15 protein-coding genes and 1 pseudogene are annotated in these 17,033 nt (G+C 29.6%); 8 read left to right on the forward strand and 8 right to left on the reverse strand.

Translation table 11 applies throughout. From position 1 onward, the window contains the following. The 3 genes and pseudogenes from AMN80_RS04910 to AMN80_RS04920 form a co-directional block, all read right to left on the reverse strand. Positions 1–1,460, reverse strand: a pseudogene (locus tag AMN80_RS04910) (secretion protein); the annotation flags it as partial. A gap of 63 nt (positions 1,461–1,523) precedes the next feature. Then, on the reverse strand, positions 1,524–3,299 hold the full coding sequence (locus AMN80_RS04915; protein ID WP_075520860.1) for an autotransporter outer membrane beta-barrel domain-containing protein: 1,776 nt from the start codon (positions 3,297–3,299) through the stop codon (positions 1,524–1,526). A 42-nt stretch (positions 3,300–3,341) separates the two neighbouring features. Further along, the gene (locus AMN80_RS04920; RefSeq protein ID WP_075520861.1) at positions 3,342–3,752 is read right to left on the reverse strand and encodes a P-loop nucleotide/nucleoside kinase family protein; all 411 of its coding nucleotides are present in this window, start codon (positions 3,750–3,752) and stop codon (positions 3,342–3,344) included. Positions 3,753–3,881: 129 nt separating this feature from the next. Between AMN80_RS04920 and AMN80_RS04925 the strand changes: the two genes are divergently transcribed. The 3 genes from AMN80_RS04925 to AMN80_RS04935 all read left to right on the forward strand — a co-directional run bounded on the left by AMN80_RS04925 (position 3,882) and on the right by AMN80_RS04935 (position 6,686). After that, on the forward strand, positions 3,882–4,610 hold the full coding sequence (locus AMN80_RS04925) for a methylenetetrahydrofolate reductase (protein ID WP_075520862.1): 729 nt from the start codon (positions 3,882–3,884) through the stop codon (positions 4,608–4,610). After that, positions 4,603–6,012: an aminomethyltransferase family protein gene (locus tag AMN80_RS04930; protein ID WP_082256575.1), complete on the forward strand. Its 1,410-nt coding sequence runs from the start codon at positions 4,603–4,605 to the stop codon at positions 6,010–6,012. The genes AMN80_RS04925 and AMN80_RS04930 overlap by 8 nt, the downstream gene beginning before the upstream one ends. 128 nt (positions 6,013–6,140) lie before the next feature. After that, positions 6,141–6,686, forward strand: coding sequence for a hypothetical protein (locus tag AMN80_RS04935; protein WP_075520863.1), 546 nt, complete (start codon positions 6,141–6,143; stop codon positions 6,684–6,686). A 147-nt stretch (positions 6,687–6,833) separates the two neighbouring features. Here AMN80_RS04935 and AMN80_RS04940 read toward each other — a convergent pair whose 3' ends face one another. Genes AMN80_RS04940 through AMN80_RS04950 form a run of 3 tightly spaced genes read right to left on the reverse strand, consistent with a single transcriptional unit; the run spans position 6,834 to position 10,073 of the window. Further along, positions 6,834–7,445, reverse strand: a complete 612-nt coding sequence (locus AMN80_RS04940) for a DUF3726 domain-containing protein (RefSeq protein WP_075520864.1) — start codon at positions 7,443–7,445, stop codon at positions 6,834–6,836. After that, positions 7,445–9,106 (reverse strand): hypothetical protein, encoded by a 1,662-nt coding sequence (locus AMN80_RS04945; RefSeq protein ID WP_075520865.1) that lies wholly within the window; start codon positions 9,104–9,106, stop codon positions 7,445–7,447. Before AMN80_RS04945 ends, AMN80_RS04940 begins: the two co-directional genes overlap by 1 nt. A 1-nt stretch (position 9,107) precedes the next feature. After that, entirely contained in the window at positions 9,108–10,073 is a 966-nt protein-coding gene (locus AMN80_RS04950) for a membrane dipeptidase (protein WP_075520866.1), read from the reverse strand. Between the two features lie 47 nt (positions 10,074–10,120). Here AMN80_RS04950 and purE point away from each other — a divergent pair, with 47 nt between their 5' ends. From purE to AMN80_RS04970, 4 genes are read left to right on the forward strand one after another with little or no spacing between them, the layout of a single operon-like run. After that, positions 10,121–10,612: a 5-(carboxyamino)imidazole ribonucleotide mutase gene (gene purE, locus AMN80_RS04955; protein WP_075520867.1), complete on the forward strand. Its 492-nt coding sequence runs from the start codon at positions 10,121–10,123 to the stop codon at positions 10,610–10,612. Position 10,613: 1 nt separating this feature from the next. Further along, on the forward strand, positions 10,614–11,663 hold the full coding sequence (locus tag AMN80_RS04960; protein ID WP_075520868.1) for a 5-(carboxyamino)imidazole ribonucleotide synthase: 1,050 nt from the start codon (positions 10,614–10,616) through the stop codon (positions 11,661–11,663). Next, a complete protein-coding gene (locus AMN80_RS04965) occupies positions 11,660–12,700 on the forward strand; it encodes an MBL fold metallo-hydrolase (RefSeq protein ID WP_082256576.1) in 1,041 nt (346 codons plus the stop codon). Before AMN80_RS04960 ends, AMN80_RS04965 begins: the two co-directional genes overlap by 4 nt. Before the next feature lie 45 nt (positions 12,701–12,745). Beyond that, positions 12,746–13,201, forward strand: a complete 456-nt coding sequence (locus AMN80_RS04970; protein WP_075520869.1) for a GNAT family N-acetyltransferase — start codon at positions 12,746–12,748, stop codon at positions 13,199–13,201. Between the two features lie 11 nt (positions 13,202–13,212). Here AMN80_RS04970 and AMN80_RS04975 read toward each other — a convergent pair whose 3' ends face one another. Next, complete coding sequence (locus tag AMN80_RS04975; protein ID WP_075520870.1) at positions 13,213–14,322, reverse strand: hypothetical protein; 1,110 nt, start codon at positions 14,320–14,322, stop codon at positions 13,213–13,215. 95 nt (positions 14,323–14,417) lie between these two features. Between AMN80_RS04975 and AMN80_RS04980 the strand changes: the two genes are divergently transcribed. Further along, positions 14,418–16,106, forward strand: a complete 1,689-nt coding sequence (locus AMN80_RS04980) for a formate--tetrahydrofolate ligase (RefSeq protein ID WP_075520871.1) — start codon at positions 14,418–14,420, stop codon at positions 16,104–16,106. Here AMN80_RS04980 and gshB read toward each other — a convergent pair. After that, the gene (gene gshB / locus AMN80_RS04985; RefSeq protein ID WP_075520872.1) at positions 16,098–17,033 is read right to left on the reverse strand and encodes a glutathione synthase; all 936 of its coding nucleotides are present in this window, start codon (positions 17,031–17,033) and stop codon (positions 16,098–16,100) included. The genes AMN80_RS04980 and gshB overlap by 9 nt on opposite strands.

Raw genomic sequence — 17,033 nt, forward strand, 5'->3', positions numbered from 1 at the left:
GTAATATTATAAGTATCAGTATCTAAATTGCTTCCAGCGTTTCCAACATCCACATCGTTTTTGCCGAATCTAAATGCTAGACCTTTTATTCCATTATTTTTAGTAAATCTATCGGATCCAAATGTGATAGCATTAGTATCAATTTTTCTTGTGGAAGAAATGCTTGTATCTCCAATTTTACCTAAGGAAATACTTCCCTCGCTCCAATAAAATACATTCTGGTCCTTATCATTATTTGTTTTCTTTTTAATTGCAGTTTTTTTAACAAGCTCTGTCAAGGAAGCCAATCTTTGATTGGTAAAATTAAAATCAATATTTAGGTTTGATAAATTTTGTTTGTCTTTATTTCTTCTTATCCACTTTAATCGGTTTAATGCAGTATCTACTGAATGATCAATAGTTCTTTTAGCAATTTCTATTTGACCTAATGCAATTCCAGTTCTATCTTTATTTTCTGTAGTTGAAGTACATTTTCCAGAAATAATATTAAAAGGACATGCAAGACTAAACTCAAATATTTCATCATCACCTTCATCATCTGATACAAACATTTTAAATCCATTTTTGCTAAATCCAAGTGCTCTAGTTTGTCTGTTATTGTCAGAAGTTAAATTTTGTATGCTTACTGAACCATCTTTTGTGAATGATGACGTATCGTATGGATTATTTAGAGTGAACTGTGTGACAGTATATTTGTCATGATCTGTTACAAATAACCTTTTTCCACTTAAACCAATAAAAATTGCGTCAGGGTTAAATCCAGCCGCACCCTCAGATAGATGGATACCACCACTTGTTACTAGAGACATAGTTGCAATATCATATGGAGTTGAAAGATTATATTCCTTAACACCATCACCGTTATCATTGACATCATTAAAAACTAAAAATATTTTCGTACCATCTGGATTAATCTCTATACCCTGAACATGGTATTTTTTTTTATCGGACCTACCTCCAAAACTTGTACCTGCAAGAGCATCAGTATCAGGATCAATGTCTTTAACAAATGCACATGTTGAAACATCATAAGCTATTGTTAAGTCATATCTGTATAAACGATCATTATTGCTGTTATTGGTTCCCCTACTCAAGATGAAGATCTTAAGTCCATCACTACTAAATGCCATATCACCGACATTTGATGGGTTTAAACCATATTGACCTGATCCAACATCTAAATCACACCTTTCATCATCACCTGCATAAGTTTTTGTAGAAATATCAAAAGGTGTTGAAAGATTATATTCATAAATAAAATCAATGTTAGCATTTCCTGTTGAGGCTGAAGTAGAAACAAACATTTTTGTTCCGTCAGGATTAAAAACTATTCCATTTTGAAATGCCTGTCCACCATCGTCAAAGATCTGTCGATCAACAAGAGTTACCACTGATGCAAAAGAATTAGAAATCGGAAATGATAAAAACAGTATGATTATGATTTTTTTTATTGAAGACATTAAGGTTTTTTATATAAATTATAATTTAATTCATCTTTAAATATACCAAAATTTGGTTACAGATTAAAAAGCAAGTTTATAGGCTAAATTTCCTGAAAAACTTATCAGTTCTTGAGTGCTTATTCTGCTATCTAGTGAAAATTTAAGAAAATGATCGTTAGATACATTTTTTTCAAAACCAAAATTTGTAGCTAAAGTAACTTCTCGAATTTGGTCATTTTTTTGTGAATAAGTTGCTTTAGTGCCATTAATTGAATAATCTTGGTCTTTTCCAAAAAAAGTATTTCTTACATCTAATATCCATCCAAGATTAAGATTATAGTCTTTGCCTAAATTCATTTCATATTCATCATCAACGTAAACAGATAAATTTCCTACACCTTTGCCGTTCCATCTGTATAGATGGCTTTCACTATGACTAGGGGTATATGATAAACCAATTGTTGTTCCAAAATTAGGTATCAAAGACTCGTTATTCATCTTAGATCCTGCAATAAGATCATACGATTCATAAATATCTTCAATACTAAGTTTGCCTGATGATCTTGTATTAGTCAAAATTTCTCTTTCACTATCGTGTATATTAATTCCTGCTAAAATAAAATTTTCATCTAGAAATTTTGTTAATATTGTTTGATCTTTAAAATATAATCCAGAATGTAAAGAGTACCTTTTTATGTCGTGATCTTTAGTAAATTGCTGATTACCACTACCTAAAGACAGAATAAAATCTTTACCTTTATAAGGGTTTATCAAATTTAGTGTAACCCCAGTAAGATTGAAACCTAATGTAAGATCTTGATTGTTTTGTTTTCTTTTAAATGTTGAAAAATTAATTTCACCCCAACCATTTCTATCATCTAAATCTTTTTCTGCTTTTTTATATTTGGTTAGAGACTGTCTAATATCTAAAGACTTTGTGCTTAATAATTCATCAAGTATTTCGCTACCACCTTGGCCGACGGAGCTTGCTGATCCGTTGACAATTTGGTTTCCATCTAAATCCTCGAGTGAAAAATCTCCATCTGTTTCATAATAATAACTTTGACCAACTCCATGATTAATTTTTAATGTGCTACCTGTTATGCCTGCTCCATGGGCAATTTTACCAACTACAATTCCTTGATCTTTTAAAGTAATCGTTGAATTGTTTCCGTATAATTTAATCGAGTCGTAATCAACATCATTCTTTATTGTTCCACTATTTGCTACACTTGAGTTGACACCCACTCTTATAGTTGCATTGTCAGCATCAGAGTTAGTAATTTCTCCACCCACTTTATTAGTAATTGTCACTGTATTACCAGCAGCAGTTCCAAAAATAGCAGAGCCATTTGTGGCTGTAATTGTTCCTGAGTTAGTAATTGTCATTCCAGTAGTATTTGTGCCACCTGTTTTGCTAACTCTAATGGTATTTCTATTTGATGAAATTGTTCCTCCAGAATTATTTGTAATTGTTGCATTAGTTGTAGCTTTTGCATCGATGGCAGTTGTGCCGCTAGCTGTAATTGTTCCTGAGTTGGTCACTGTCAAATCAGATGTAGTGTCTCCAAAAACAGCTACGGTATTAGCACTAATAGTTGATCCAGACTCGACCGTAACTGTTACACTATCTCCAGTTACATTTGCTGCTTTAGTAGTTGCACCTGTAGCCAAAGTTGAGCTATTTTTTACAGTTAAAAATTCTCCCTCACCATCAATATTTTGTTGATCAGTTTCAGTTCCGCCATCTTGAATAGTATTACTATCTGCGCTTACATAGGAATAACAAAAAAATAAAAATAAAATTTTTATAAAAACAATATTAAACCTTAAAACTTTATTTTTTGTGACCAACATTATTAAATATTCATTAAATTATATAATATAAGTATTTTTAGTTTATTTTTTTAAATCTTTAAATATCTTAGGTGCCCAATTTTTGGCATCCTGGGAGGTTACATGAAAGTCATATTTTTCAGGCTTTATAAACATTTGGTTAGTGTCTTCAAATCTACCTTTTTGAATAGTATCAACCCAAACTACATAATCTGCTGGAAATAAATCTCTAGCTTTTGGGGTGGGACAAATAAAATCTGCAATTACAAAATTACCTTCCTCTTTTAGCTTTGTTGCAAAATCGGCCATTCTTTTTGCTTGTCTAGTTCTTCCCTCCGGTGAAAAATCCCAGTCGTTTGCGGCTTTACGCACTTCGTCTGCATTTAGTCTTTTAGCATTCAACATTGGTGCAAGCTCATCTGCTAGAGTTGTTTTGCCTGCGCCGGGTAGCCCCATTATTAATATAATTTTCATAATTAATTTTATTTTTATATATTAGATAAAAGAAGATATTTATAGATCCAAATAGGTCCATATTTGCCAGCCTTATTTAGTGCCAATATTTTTATAGACAGATAATTGAAAATAAATAATGATCGCCGAATGAATTTTTCTATAGAAATTGGACCAAAAACTAACTTGGATACCTTGCCGGCTCTTAAAGATGTTTACATTACAATGCTACCTGGTGGTGATTTTAAGGAAACAGCTCAACAAGCAATCAACTTAGTCAAAAAGGGTTTTAATCCAGTTCCTCATTTTCCAGCAAGATCTATGGCTAACGAGGCACAACTTAAAGAATATGTAACAATGTGTAAAGACGGTGGGGTAAAGCAAGCTCTTGTAATTGGTGGTGGCAGAGAGCCCATGGGAAAATTTGATAGTTCTTTCCAGCTTTTAGAGACTGGTTATTTTGAGAAATTGAAGATAGGAATTGCTGGACATCCAGAGGGGAGTCCTGATATATCCGACGAAGTGTTAGAAAAAGCAATGATTGATAAAAAGCCCTATGCTGATTACATTGTAACTCAATGGTTAATGCAGTCAGAACCAATTATTGATTTTATTTCTAAACAGTCTGTCCCAGTTCATGTTGGAATTACTGGACCTATGAAAATATCAAGCTTAATTAAGTTTGCTAATATTGTAGGAGCAAAAAATTCTATAAATTTTATTAAATCTAATTTTAGTAGGGCAATTGATTTATTAAAACCAAAAGACCCAAATGATCTTGTAGATAAAATTAAAGAGCATACAAAATATTTTCACATCTATACGTTTGGTGGGCTTAAGGAAACCAACAACTGGCTAAAGGAAAATAACTATGCCTAAAAAAAGAAAAAAAGCAAAAAAGTCCAACGGAAAATTATCACCAAGCAGAATTATAGAGAAAGTTGATTATTCTAAAGTTTCTCACACAACAAAAGTAGATCAATCAGATAGACATGTTCCATATAACTTAAGGCAAAGTGGACCAACAAAAGTAGAATTACTAATGTCAACAAGGGTTAGAAAATCTCCATATTGGCATCTATCAATGAAAGCAGGATGTTGGAGAGCAACTGTTTATAATAGAATTTATCATCCGCGTGGATACGTAAGACCTGAAAAGGGCGGAGCGATGGTTGAATATAAAGCAATCAAAAATCACGTTACAATGTGGAATGTAGCAGTAGAAAGACAAATAAGAGTAAAAGGTCCTGATGCAGAGAGATTTACAGATTATGTGATCACTAGAGATGCAACAAAGATTTCTCCAATGAGAGCTAGATATGTAATTCTTTGTAATTATAAAGGTGGTGTTCTTAATGATCCAATTTTATTAAGAATTTCAAAAGATGAATTTTGGTTTAGTTTATCAGACAGTGACATAGGATTGTATCTTCAAGGAGTAAACGCAGATAAAAGATTTAATGTTGAGATAGATGAAATAGATGCATGTCCTGTACAAATTCAAGGTCCAAAATCAAAAGCTTTGATGAACGACTTAATTGGTAAGCAAGTTGATTTAGATAATATGCCTTATTATGGATTAGCTGAAGCGAAAGTTGGTGGAAGAAGTTGTGTAATTTCTCAATCTGGTTTTTCTGGTGAAGCGGGTTATGAAATATATTTAAGAAACGCAACACTTTATGCTGAGGATATGTGGAATGCAGTTTTAAAAGCAGGTAAAAAACATAAGTTAATGGTAATCGCTCCTGCGCATCACAGAAGAATTCAAGCTGGAATTTTATCTTGGGGTCAAGATATGGACAACGAGCATAATCCATTTCAATGTAATCTAGGCTATCAAGTTTCATTATCTGGAAAAGGTGAATGGGCTAAAAAAGGAGATTACATTGGTAAAGAAGCACTAGAAAACATGAAAAAAGAATTATTAAATGGACAAAAACCTTACAAACTCCAATTAGTAGGTATGGAACTAGGTGGAAAACCAATTGAGGAATATGCTCCGGATTTTTGGTTAATATCAAAAGATGGAAAAAACCCTATCGGTTTTGTTACATCACCTTGGTATCATCCAGAAAAAGGAACAAATATTGCAATGGGTTATGTTCCATTTGACGGAACAATTAATAAAAATGGATTTCCTAAAGGAAATGTAGGTGATAAATTTAAAGTTCACTTACCTAAAAAATATTGTGAAAAAGGAAGTAATCCCGTTGATGCAGTTGTTGTAGATATTCCTTTTACAGAGTCTTATAATCCAAATACTAGGGAAGTTGCAAATTAGATTGTTATAAGTATCAATTTTTGAATGACAAAAACTGTCATAATAATTGCAAGTATTATTATTGCTATTATTTTGTTAATATTTCCTTTAATAGTTTCATTAATTGAAAAAAAAAATAATAAAAAATAATGTTTGCACAATTTTTAAGCATAGTATTTAGATCGATAAAACTCGATAAGAATCTTTACAGAGAAAGCAAAAGCTTTAATGAAGCTGGTATTTATTTTGCAGCACTAATCATAGTCCTTGACGGTGTGGCAGGTGCTATAGCTGCAAATACTTTTTTTAAAACATCCATAGGTTTATCAGCAATTACTTCAATATTAACATGGTTCATTTGGGCTATGTTTATATTTGTAATTGGAGTCAAACTTTTTCCAGATAAAGACAGCAAAATTCCATTTAAAAAAATATTAATAGCTGTAGGTTTTGCTCATGCGCCAGGTCTACTAAGATTTTTTGCTATCACACCAACAATGGTGATGCCAATAATTTTTTTTACACAATTATGGATTTTTGCTTCTCTTATAATTTGCACAAGAGAAGTATTGCAACTAAAATCTAATTTTAAGTCATTTGGAATTATATTTTTGTCCTTTTTAATTTTAGCTATATTATCGGCATCTTTCGTTATGAGTAGAATGGAAACTTTGCCGATAAGCAATGTGACTTAAATTGGAAATATTGTTTTAGATACCCTGCAAGATTTACAAATTTTAAATCCAGTAAGTATTAAGTTGTGAATGACACTTTCGTCACTTTTTTTACATTCTTCACATAATTCGTTTAATGATTCATCAATATGATTATTATTATTTTCTTTAGTCATTGTCCGTTAAGCCCGCACCAGCAGCAGTATTTTTTAAACTTTCATTTTCTTTTACAAAAGTTTCTTCTGATAGTTTATATAACTCTTCCCAATCTTTTTCATCAAAGGTATTTTTGTTTTTTAAAAATTCTATTTCTAATACTTCAGCTTTATCTTTTAAATTACTTAAGTTACTTTTTAAATGTATAGACTGGTTAAAATTCAGTAAAAAAGTTTCATTCTCAACTTTAAGGCTCAACCTTTTTCCGATTATTTCTGACGATCTCGAAATAAATGGTATCAGTAAAATAGGATAAGCCATATTATTAAAAGTTATTTTATTGTATTTTTCTAGAGTATGGATTTGATCCATAAAATTTATACCCGTTATTAGAGGACAGTAAGGAATTTTGTTAGAAATATTTATGTCTGTTATTAAGCTGATATTCTGAAACTGATTTTTTTTGATAACCTTAAAATAGTTGTTAAGATTCTTTAACCCTGGTAATCCAAACATCTCCATCAGTTTTATAGATTTTCCAATTTCTTCAGAGACTCCCCATGAAAAACCTATACCTTTGGAAGCCCTTTTAGATAATGTATCAATTTCGCTTAATGATCTCATTAGTTTAAAGAATTATAAATCCAATTATCTTTAAAGTTATTAAGTTCTTCTGGCAAAGGAGCTCCTTGAAACATACAAATCCTTAACCACTTGTCTGATCTTGGGTCAAATTTACAAGCACCAAAGAAAGACAATTTAAGTCTTAGCATGTCAATCGGGATTAATTTGTGTCCAATTGTATTATCTTGTATTTCTGAATACGGGAATTTTTCAATTAGGAAAGCTCTCCTAACAACATGTCTTAAATCATTATTATCTACTAAAAATCTACTTACCGGCAAACTCTGCTTAAAATTCGTAGCTCTAAAATATAATTGATTAATATCTCTTGCTATTGCAAGCGGTTGCTCTAATTCAGATCCTTGTTCTTTAAATCTATTTGCGATCCTTGGTTCCTCTTTATTTTGAGAAATAAACCAAAAATTTTGGTTATTTTCATTTTTATTAAAATCGATCTTGATTAAATTTCCATAATATTTTTCTATAATATTTACTAAATCTCTGATAGTTTTATGAGTTGGTATATTAAAATATTTATCCTCATTTGAGCTCATCGTTGAAATCAATGGTTCGGTTATATTATCAAAAGGTTCCATTAACATTGAAACTATGTATTCAATACCCTCTTCGCTTAAATTATTCTCAGCCCATAAATAAAACTCATTAAAAAAATAATCCTTTTTTTCAGAATAATTTGTATCTAAGAAATCTGTTACTTTTTCTAAATCTTTTTTTAAATTTTGTATCTTTCTTTTTTGATAATCACTATCTGTTTCCCAAGAAAAAATATTCTTGAGAGACTTTTTTAAACAATCTAAAAAATAATTGTAATCATTACTACTAATTATTTTTAATTCTCTAATTTTTTTTAATGCAACTTCCCTGGCAATTATCCAATTATTTAATAAAGTTGGATGATTTATTATAAATGGTGCCATACCTAATCCTGTTGAATTACCTATGCCCAAACTTCTACAAATATTTTTATCCAATTCGACCGCAGATCTAGGGTTTTTAGATTTTGCAATATGATTAACTTGATCAAACGTAAACTGTCTTACAAAATAAACTAACATCATTTCTAGTCTAAAAGGACCAACTATTTCTGGTCTATTTTTAATTCTAAATCTATCTGCTAAACCAAATTTTCCTGAGCCATATACTGCTGTGGTCCTATAAAGATATCCAATTTTGCCTATAATACTTTTATCTGGTTGTTTTCCATTACATAAACAGTCGACTACATAATTAAAAGCTCTTAACGATTTATTGGCTCTTGAAAGTGTCAATTCTTTATAAGTCATTCTACCAATTTCTTGTTTTGGGACATTTTTTTTTAATCTATCAATATCTTTTTTGGTGGGCACACCATCAAAGAGTGTGAAGCTCGCATCCCATTTAGTAGCGATAACTCTGTCTGATCTTTCATGATCACCAATTTTATTTGAAAAACAAATTAATGAATAATTTCTAGTTTTTTTTTTAAATGAATAAACAGCAACACCATGTCCATTTTCATCTAAATTAAACATGTCTCTTTTGTAATCCCAGTCTTTAAATTCTCTTAGAAAAGATCTTAAAAATGATAATTTCGATTGATGAAATGAACCCAATCTTGAGAGTTTCATAATTTTTTTTGGATCTCTTAATTCTATTTGCATTTTATATTTCTTTATAAAAATTAAACCAATTATTACCTAGTATTGCACTAATATCATTATTGTCAAAACCAACTTTTTTAAGTCCATTTTCAATATTATTGAAACCTCTCGCGTCTTTAAACCATTCAGGTTGATCAGGAAATCCTTGATTGGTTTTTGACCCCTCTCCTAAATTTTTTGACTTTGTCCATGTTCCATTTCTCATCCACTCGACAACACTATCAGGTTGATTTAAGCAAAGATCTGAACCAATACCAATATTTTTAATCCCCATGACATCAACTAATCTTGCTACCATTTCGCAAAAACTATCTAATGAACAATTTGTTCCATCTTTTAAATGGTGTGGATAAAGTGATAAACCTAGCATACCCCCACTTTGTGATAATGTTTTAAGAAGGTCATCTGACTTACTTCTTTTAGTTTGATGCCAAAAAGATGGATTAGCGTGAGTAATAGCAATAGGTTTTTGGCTTAAGTCAATTGCATCGTAAGTACTTTTTTCTCCTGAATGAGACATATCAACAACAATTCCTAATCTATTCATTTCTTTTATTGCCTCTCTTCCAAAATTAGTAACACCTCCATCATTTTTTTCATAACATCCTGAGGCTAATAAAGACTGATTGTTATAAGTGAGCTGCATAAATCTGCACCCGTGCTCATAAATCTTTTCAATTAAATTTATATCATCCTCTATTGGTGAACAGTTTTGAAAACCAAAAAAAATAGCTGTTTTATTTTCATTTTTTGCTTTTTCAATATCTTTGAAGTTTTTACCTAAAAAAATTAAATCTTTGTTTTCCTCAAAATTTTTTTTCCACTCTAAAAGTCTCTTTTTAAATTCATCAAAATCTTCATGATAAACAACTGTCACATGTACTGCATCTAAATTAGCTTCTCTATTAATCTCAAAAACAGATCTTTCCCATTTGCAGTATTGTAAATTGTCAATTTTGAAATTCATAACAATAGTTATATATTAGTAGATAATTTTTTGATATTAAAAGATAAATGAGTAGTAAAAAATTAAATAAAGTAGCAATCATAATGGGTAGTCAATCTGATTATTCTACTATGAAGTATTCAAAAAAAGTTCTTCAGAGCTTTAGCATAAAATGTGATGTGAAAATAGTTTCAGCGCACAGAACTCCAAAAAGAATGTTTGAATTTGCTAAAAATGCCGAAAGAAATAATTACTCTGTGATAATTGCAGGAGCTGGTGGTTCCGCACATCTTCCTGGTATGGTTGCATCTTTGACTAGCATTCCAGTTATTGGAGTTCCAATTGAGTCAAAAAAATTAAAAGGTATGGACAGTCTTTTATCAATAGTACAGATGCCAAAAGGTATCCCAGTTGGCACAGTTGCTATCGGTAAAGATGGTGCAATAAATGCTGGACTTTATGCTGCATCAATTATTGGACTTCAAAATAAAAAAGTTAAAAATTCATTATTAAAGTTTAGATTGAAACAATCAAAATCAGTAAAAAAAAAACCTAAGTAGAATGACTAAAATTTCTTTAGGTATAATTGGTGGAGGCCAACTTGGATCTTTACTTTGCGCGGCAGGAAAAAATATAAACATAAATACAGTAGTGATTAGTGATGATGAAGACTCGCCAGCCAAACATTTTGCAGATCATTTTATTTATTCTAAATATGATAATGAGGAAAATTTGACAAAGTTTACTTCAATGGTAGATAAAATAACTTATGAATTTGAAAATATTCCTTATGATGTATTGTCAAAATTAAACAAAGTTAAAAAAGTAGATCCTAATCCAGAAGTTAACAAAATTGTTCAACACAGATACTCAGAAAAAAATTTTCTTATAAAAAAAAACATTAAAACTACAGATTTTGAAAAAATCGTTAATGAAAGTGATATAAAAAAAAATAAAAATTTATTACCTGGAATACTAAAAACTTCTACACTTGGGTACGATGGTAAGGGCCAATATAAATTAAATAATTTGGAAGATTTAGATAATCATAAAATTAACTTTGATAGAGAATTTGTACTAGAAAAATTAGTAAATTTAGAAAAAGAAATTTCTGTAGTAATTACAAGATTTTCAAAAGATAATTATGAAATTTATGAACCAATAGAAAATTTACACGAAGAACAAATTTTAAAATATTCAACAATTCCAGCCAAAATTAATTTGTCTCATTTTAAAAAATCTCAAGAATGGGCTAAACTTATTTCTGAAGAACTTCAGTATGTTGGAACTTTATGTGTTGAATTTTTTATAGATAAAGATCAAAATTTATACGTAAACGAAATTGCACCAAGGGTTCATAATTCAGGTCATTTAACTATAAATGCATATAATATTAGTCAATTTGAAAATCATATCAGGGCTGTTTGTGGATTAGAAAAAATAAAACTAGAAAAAATATGTAATGCAAAAATGATAAATATTATTGGTGATGAAATAAATAATTACAGAAATAAAAAATATACTGAAAAAGAGTTTTTTTTTGATTATTTAAAAAAAGAAATTAAACCTAAAAGGAAAATGGGACACTTAACTATAATTGAAAATAAATGAAAAAAATTTTATTTATTTTATTTTTAATTATTAATACAACCAGTATTGCAATGGAAAATAAACCTTCACATCATCAGTCTAACGGTACGTTCAAAAATCCTGAGGGCTCACCAGAACGTTCTGGAAAAATAAAATGGTCTTGGAGTACGTTTAATAAAGAGAAAAAAAAATTAGATATGACAGTGCCAAAAAGCCATGTTTTAGATAAAAATGAGGTTTTAAAAAATTTAGAACTATATAAAGATAAAGATTACATTGGGTGGATTGGTCATGCTACTTTTTTAATAAAACTCGGAAACACAACTATTATTACTGATCCAGTTTTTTCTAAAAATGCAGGACCATTAATATTTGGCCCAAAAAGATATGTTGATCCAGCTTTAAGTTTAAAAGAAATTCCTAAAGTGGATTTATTTTTACTTACGCATAACCACTATGATCATCAAGATACAGCAACAATCAGAAAGTTTCCTTATAAAGATGCAGATGTTATTGTGCCTCTTAAGTTGGGTAAGTATTTTACCAAATATAATTATAAAAAAGTTAATGAACTCGATTGGTATCAAACAATTGAAGTAAATGATTTAAAAATAACATTGTTGCCAGCTGTTCATTGGTCAAAAAGAAGTTTGACAGATACTAATAAAACACTTTGGGGAAATTTTTTAATAGAATATAAAAATAAAAAAATACTATTCGCATGTGATACTGGGTATGGACAAATATATAAAAAACTTGGTGAAAAATTTGGTCCAGTCGATCTTACAATGATTAATATAGGTGCATACGACTTTAGACCGATGTTTGAAAAATCTATTTACCACACAAATCCAGAAGAGGCTTTACAAGTTGCAAAAGATCTTGAAAGCAAAAAAGTAATAGGAACTCATTGGGGTACTTTTGTACTTTCTTTAGAACCTATTATGGAACCTCCTGTTCGTTTTAAAAATAATGCAGAAAATTATGGTTTTCAAAAAAAAGATGCCATTATTTTTAAAATTGGAGAAATAAGACCTCTGCAAGAAATATTAGATTAGTTTTTATTTGATAAATCAAATATTCAATATAGATATTCTATTAATATGAAAACTATTGAGGGTAATTTTGATAATCCAGAAGTTAATCAACTTTTAAAAAAACATTTTATCGAATTAAGATCAGTTTCACCTAAGGGAAGTACTCACGTACTAGACATCGAAGGTTTGCAAGACAAAAGTATTAAGTTTTGGAGTATATATGAAAACGATGAGTTAATCGGGTGTGGAGCTTTAAAATTTTTAGATCCTCAGCATGGTGAATTCAAATCAATTCGTGTTTCTGATTCTTTTAGAAAAAAAGGTTATGGAAATAAAATTATTAAAGTTCTTATTGATAAATCTCGAAAATTAAATATTCAAAAAATTAGTGTCGAAACAGGGTCAGGCGATTTTTTTCTACCAGCTCGTAAATTATTTAAAAATTCAGGTTTTGCAGAATGTAAACCTTTCAGCCATTACGTAGACGACCCAAACTCATGTTACATGTCCCTAAAAATTTAAAAGTTAATTGATTATTTTTTTTCTATGACGAATAATTCATTTTTAAAATATAGGCCTTTATATTTATTAACCACTTGTTGAACTATTTTTTGATAATTTTTTGATCTTTGCACTTTAAAAATTTGTTCATCTGTCATTTGATTAACATATACTGCAGCATTCCAAGCTGAAAAAACCAAAGAAGTGGCAATACCCCCTTTTATTTCATTTGGAAGAGCTCTTAAAACATAACTAATTTTTTTTACTTTATGAAATTTCAAAGTTTTCAAAAATGATTTTTCTGTATTAGATTTTATATATTTTTCAATTGAGGAATATAGATATGGGAATGGATTTTCTTTCGGCCACAACTTTTTAATTATCTTATTGCCTGGATCTCCGCCACATGCGTGTATTACAACTAATTTTCCTTTTTTAGCTAAAGATTTTAACATTGGATCGATCACATACTTTACTTTTTTTTCAGCAGAAACTCTAGATCGATAAGGTTGTGATGCTATAATTAGATCATAATCAGTTTTGCCATTATTTTTTTGTGGAATTACATTTTTAAGAACAAATTCTTGATCTTTTCTGTAGATTACTATTACTGATGGTTCTTTGTAAGTTGATGTACCGGTTTTAGGGTTTGTTTCGACTTGCCATTTTTTTGCTAGGAATTCTTGATTAAGTTTTCTTAATTGATTAGAAAAATCTAAAGATGAATTTCCTCTAAGTTTTACAACTTTCCAATTCATTTTTTTTTGTTTTTTGATATTTCTTGATTTTAAGGAAGTAGATTCAACATAATTTAAATTTGATATCACAAAAACAGTATTTTTATGTTCAGCAAATCTGTCTGGAAGTTTTTCTAAACCAAGTCTAACATCTTCCATGCTAATTTCTTTTGTTGAAACCAACAAAGGAATGTTGGGCATTTTTTGATGACATTGTCTCATAACGTTCATAAGTAAAGACCCATCTCCCATACCAGCATCAAAAACTTTTAATGCAGGATTTTTAGGTTTTAAATTTTGAACAATTGGCTTTAAGGCATCAGCAATTTTATTTTTTTCGTTAGTGGTGGTAACAAAAAGTAGATATTTTTGTCTATTATCGAAAAAACGGAAATTTTTTTTCATCACATAAGATATGTATTATGTAATTAAATGTCCATTATAAATATTTCTTTTAAAGTAGATAAATAAAGTATAAACACCCATAAAAAACCCGAGTAATGAAAAAATTTAAATCTGATATAGAGATTGCAAGAAGTTGTAAACTAAAACCAATCTCAAAAATTTTAAAAAAAATAAATGTTCCAGATAACCCAAAAGCTTTTAGTCCAATGGGGAGACACATAGCTAAAATAAATTTTGAATTCTTGGATAAACTTAAAAATAAAAAAGATGGTCATCTTATTCTTGTAACAGCAATCACACCAACACCAGCTGGAGAAGGTAAAACAACAACATCAGTAGGTCTAAATGATGGATTAAATAAAATTGGAAAAAAATCTATTGTTTGTTTGAGAGAGCCAAGTCTTGGCCCTTCTTTCGGAATGAAGGGAGGTGCAGCTGGAGGCGGTAATGCGCAGGTAGTTCCTATGGAACAAATAAATCTTCACTTCACTGGTGACTTTCATGCTATTACATCAGCTCATAATCTTTTGTCAGCTTTAATCGATAATCATATTTATTGGGGAAATAAACTTAACATTGATGAAAAAAAAATTGTTTGGAAAAGAGTTGTGGATATGAATGATCGGGCTTTAAGATTTATAGATATAAATACTAAAGGGGTAGCAAAGGATTTTGCCAGAGAAGATGGTTTTGATATTACTGTGGCATCTGAGGTGATGGCAATTTTCTGTTTATCTAATGATTTGAATGATTTAGAAAAAAGAATTGGAAACATTACAATTGCTTATGATAAAAATAATAAGCCAGTCTATGCAAAAGACTTAAATGCTCAAGGTCCAATGACAGTCCTTCTGAAAGAAGCAATTAGGCCAAATGTTACTCAAAGTCTAGAGCATAACCCGGCTATAATTCATGGAGGACCATTCGCTAACATTGCTCACGGATGTAATTCAGTAATTGCAACTAAGTCAGCTTTAAAGTTATCTAAATACGTAGTAACAGAGGCAGGTTTTGGTGCTGACCTTGGTGCTGAAAAATTTTTGGATATTAAATGTAGAAAAGCAAATATAAAACCAAGTTGTGTTGTTATAGTTGCCACAGTTCGTGCTTTAAAAATGCATGGTGGTGTGGAAAAAGGAAATTTAAAAACCGAGAATATTGATGCTCTAAAAGAAGGATTATCAAATTTAGACAGACATATAAATAATATTAAAAAATTTGGCATAGAACCAATAGTTGCGATTAATCATTTTGTTTTAGATACTAAAAAAGAAATACAAACAATAATAAATTTTTGTAAGAACTTAAATGTTGAAGTTAGTAATTGTAAACACTGGGCAGAAGGTGGAGCAGGAACAGTTGATTTAGCAAAAAAAGTTGTACGAGTTTGTAATAATTCAAAAAAACAAAAATTTAAATTCTTGTATAAAGATAGTAAAAGTTTATGGGAAAAAATTGAGATTATTGCAAAAGAAATATATAGAGCTGATAAAATTACAGCAACAGAGGACATTAAACAAAAATTAAAGACTTTTGAAAATAATGGGTTTAAAAATTTTCCAGTTTGTGTAGCAAAAACTCAATATAGTTTTTCTACTGATCCAAAATTAAAAGGTGCGCCAACAAATCATGAAATACCAATTAGAGACGTAAGATTATCTTCTGGGGCAGAATTTATTGTTGTGATATGTGGATCAATTATGACTATGCCAGGGTTGCCGAAAATTCCTGCTGCAGACAAAATTAAATTAAATAAAAAGGGTCAAGTAGAAGGTTTATTTTAATTTTTCTAGCTCGTCCCAATAATTTTTTGCAAGATTTATTCCAGTTAATTCTTTAAATTGAGGAAGCCCTGTTGGTGATGTTACATTTATATCACCAATTAGATAACCAGAAACTAGATCTATACCTGCAAAAAATATTCCATTTTTTTTTAAGACTTTGGCTACTTGATTTGAGACGTTAATCTCTTTATGACTAAGAGTGGTTTTTACAGCTTTCCCCCCTTGGGATAAATTTGATAAAATTGAATTTGAAGAAGGTACGCGGCTTATTGCACCTTTAACCTTGCCGTTAATTATAAAAACTCTTTTGTCACCATATTTAATTCCTGGTAAATATTTTTGGGCCATAACATGACCAATTTTTTTTAAATATTTTCTAATTCTTTTTATATTTGAAATGCCGTTAATATAAATTATGTCTTTTCCTGCATATCCATGAATAGGTTTTAATACAATTTTTTTGTTAATTTTTATAAATTTTTTAATCTCATCTAAATTTTTAGTGAAAATTGTCGGTGGCATAAGTTTTTTAAAATTTATTGAAAATAATTTTTCAGATATATTTCTGATAGAGGTTGGGTCATTAACTATCTTTACGCTATTTTTTATAGTATCTAAGAATAATGTAGAAGTTACGTAATCCATATTGAAAGGTGGATTTTGCCTTATAAAAATAACTTTTGATTTTTTTAATTCAAAATTCTTTTTTGATATAATTTTAAAGTAAGTTTTATTATTTTCTAAAAATTTAATATGACAAACCTCAGCAATCAATTTTGAATTTATAAAATTTATATCTTTTGTCTCATACCAGTAAATCTTATAATTTCTTCTTTGTGCCTCTAGAGCTAAAAGATATGTTGTGTCTGTGATAATGTTGAGATTTTTAAAAGAGTTACCTTGTATTGCTAATATTTTTTCGGCCAT

Source organism: Candidatus Pelagibacter communis, from assembly GCF_001179985.1.
GTDB classification, from domain to species: domain Bacteria; phylum Pseudomonadota; class Alphaproteobacteria; order Pelagibacterales; family Pelagibacteraceae; genus Pelagibacter; species Pelagibacter ubique_J.

Excerpts from the sequence above, each read along its gene's own strand:
- AMN80_RS04915 (WP_075520860.1), bottom strand. The coding sequence starts at position 3,299 with ATGTTGGTCACAAAAAATAAAGTTTTAAGGTTTAATATTGTTTTTATA.
- AMN80_RS04920 (WP_075520861.1), bottom strand. The coding sequence starts at position 3,752 with ATGAAAATTATATTAATAATGGGGCTACCCGGCGCAGGCAAAACAACT.
- AMN80_RS04925 (WP_075520862.1), top strand. The coding sequence starts at position 3,882 with ATGAATTTTTCTATAGAAATTGGACCAAAAACTAACTTGGATACCTTG.
- AMN80_RS04930 (WP_082256575.1), top strand. The coding sequence starts at position 4,603 with ATGCCTAAAAAAAGAAAAAAAGCAAAAAAGTCCAACGGAAAATTATCA.
- AMN80_RS04935 (WP_075520863.1), top strand. The coding sequence starts at position 6,141 with ATGTTTGCACAATTTTTAAGCATAGTATTTAGATCGATAAAACTCGAT.
- AMN80_RS04940 (WP_075520864.1), bottom strand. The coding sequence starts at position 7,445 with ATGAGATCATTAAGCGAAATTGATACATTATCTAAAAGGGCTTCCAAA.
- AMN80_RS04945 (WP_075520865.1), bottom strand. The coding sequence starts at position 9,106 with ATGCAAATAGAATTAAGAGATCCAAAAAAAATTATGAAACTCTCAAGA.
- AMN80_RS04950 (WP_075520866.1), bottom strand. The coding sequence starts at position 10,073 with ATGAATTTCAAAATTGACAATTTACAATACTGCAAATGGGAAAGATCT.
- purE (WP_075520867.1), top strand. The coding sequence starts at position 10,121 with ATGAGTAGTAAAAAATTAAATAAAGTAGCAATCATAATGGGTAGTCAA.
- AMN80_RS04960 (WP_075520868.1), top strand. The coding sequence starts at position 10,614 with ATGACTAAAATTTCTTTAGGTATAATTGGTGGAGGCCAACTTGGATCT.
- AMN80_RS04965 (WP_082256576.1), top strand. The coding sequence starts at position 11,660 with ATGAAAAAAATTTTATTTATTTTATTTTTAATTATTAATACAACCAGT.
- AMN80_RS04970 (WP_075520869.1), top strand. The coding sequence starts at position 12,746 with ATGAAAACTATTGAGGGTAATTTTGATAATCCAGAAGTTAATCAACTT.
- AMN80_RS04975 (WP_075520870.1), bottom strand. The coding sequence starts at position 14,322 with ATGAAAAAAAATTTCCGTTTTTTCGATAATAGACAAAAATATCTACTT.
- AMN80_RS04980 (WP_075520871.1), top strand. The coding sequence starts at position 14,418 with ATGAAAAAATTTAAATCTGATATAGAGATTGCAAGAAGTTGTAAACTA.
- gshB (WP_075520872.1), bottom strand. The coding sequence starts at position 17,033 with ATGGCCGAAAAAATATTAGCAATACAAGGTAACTCTTTTAAAAATCTC.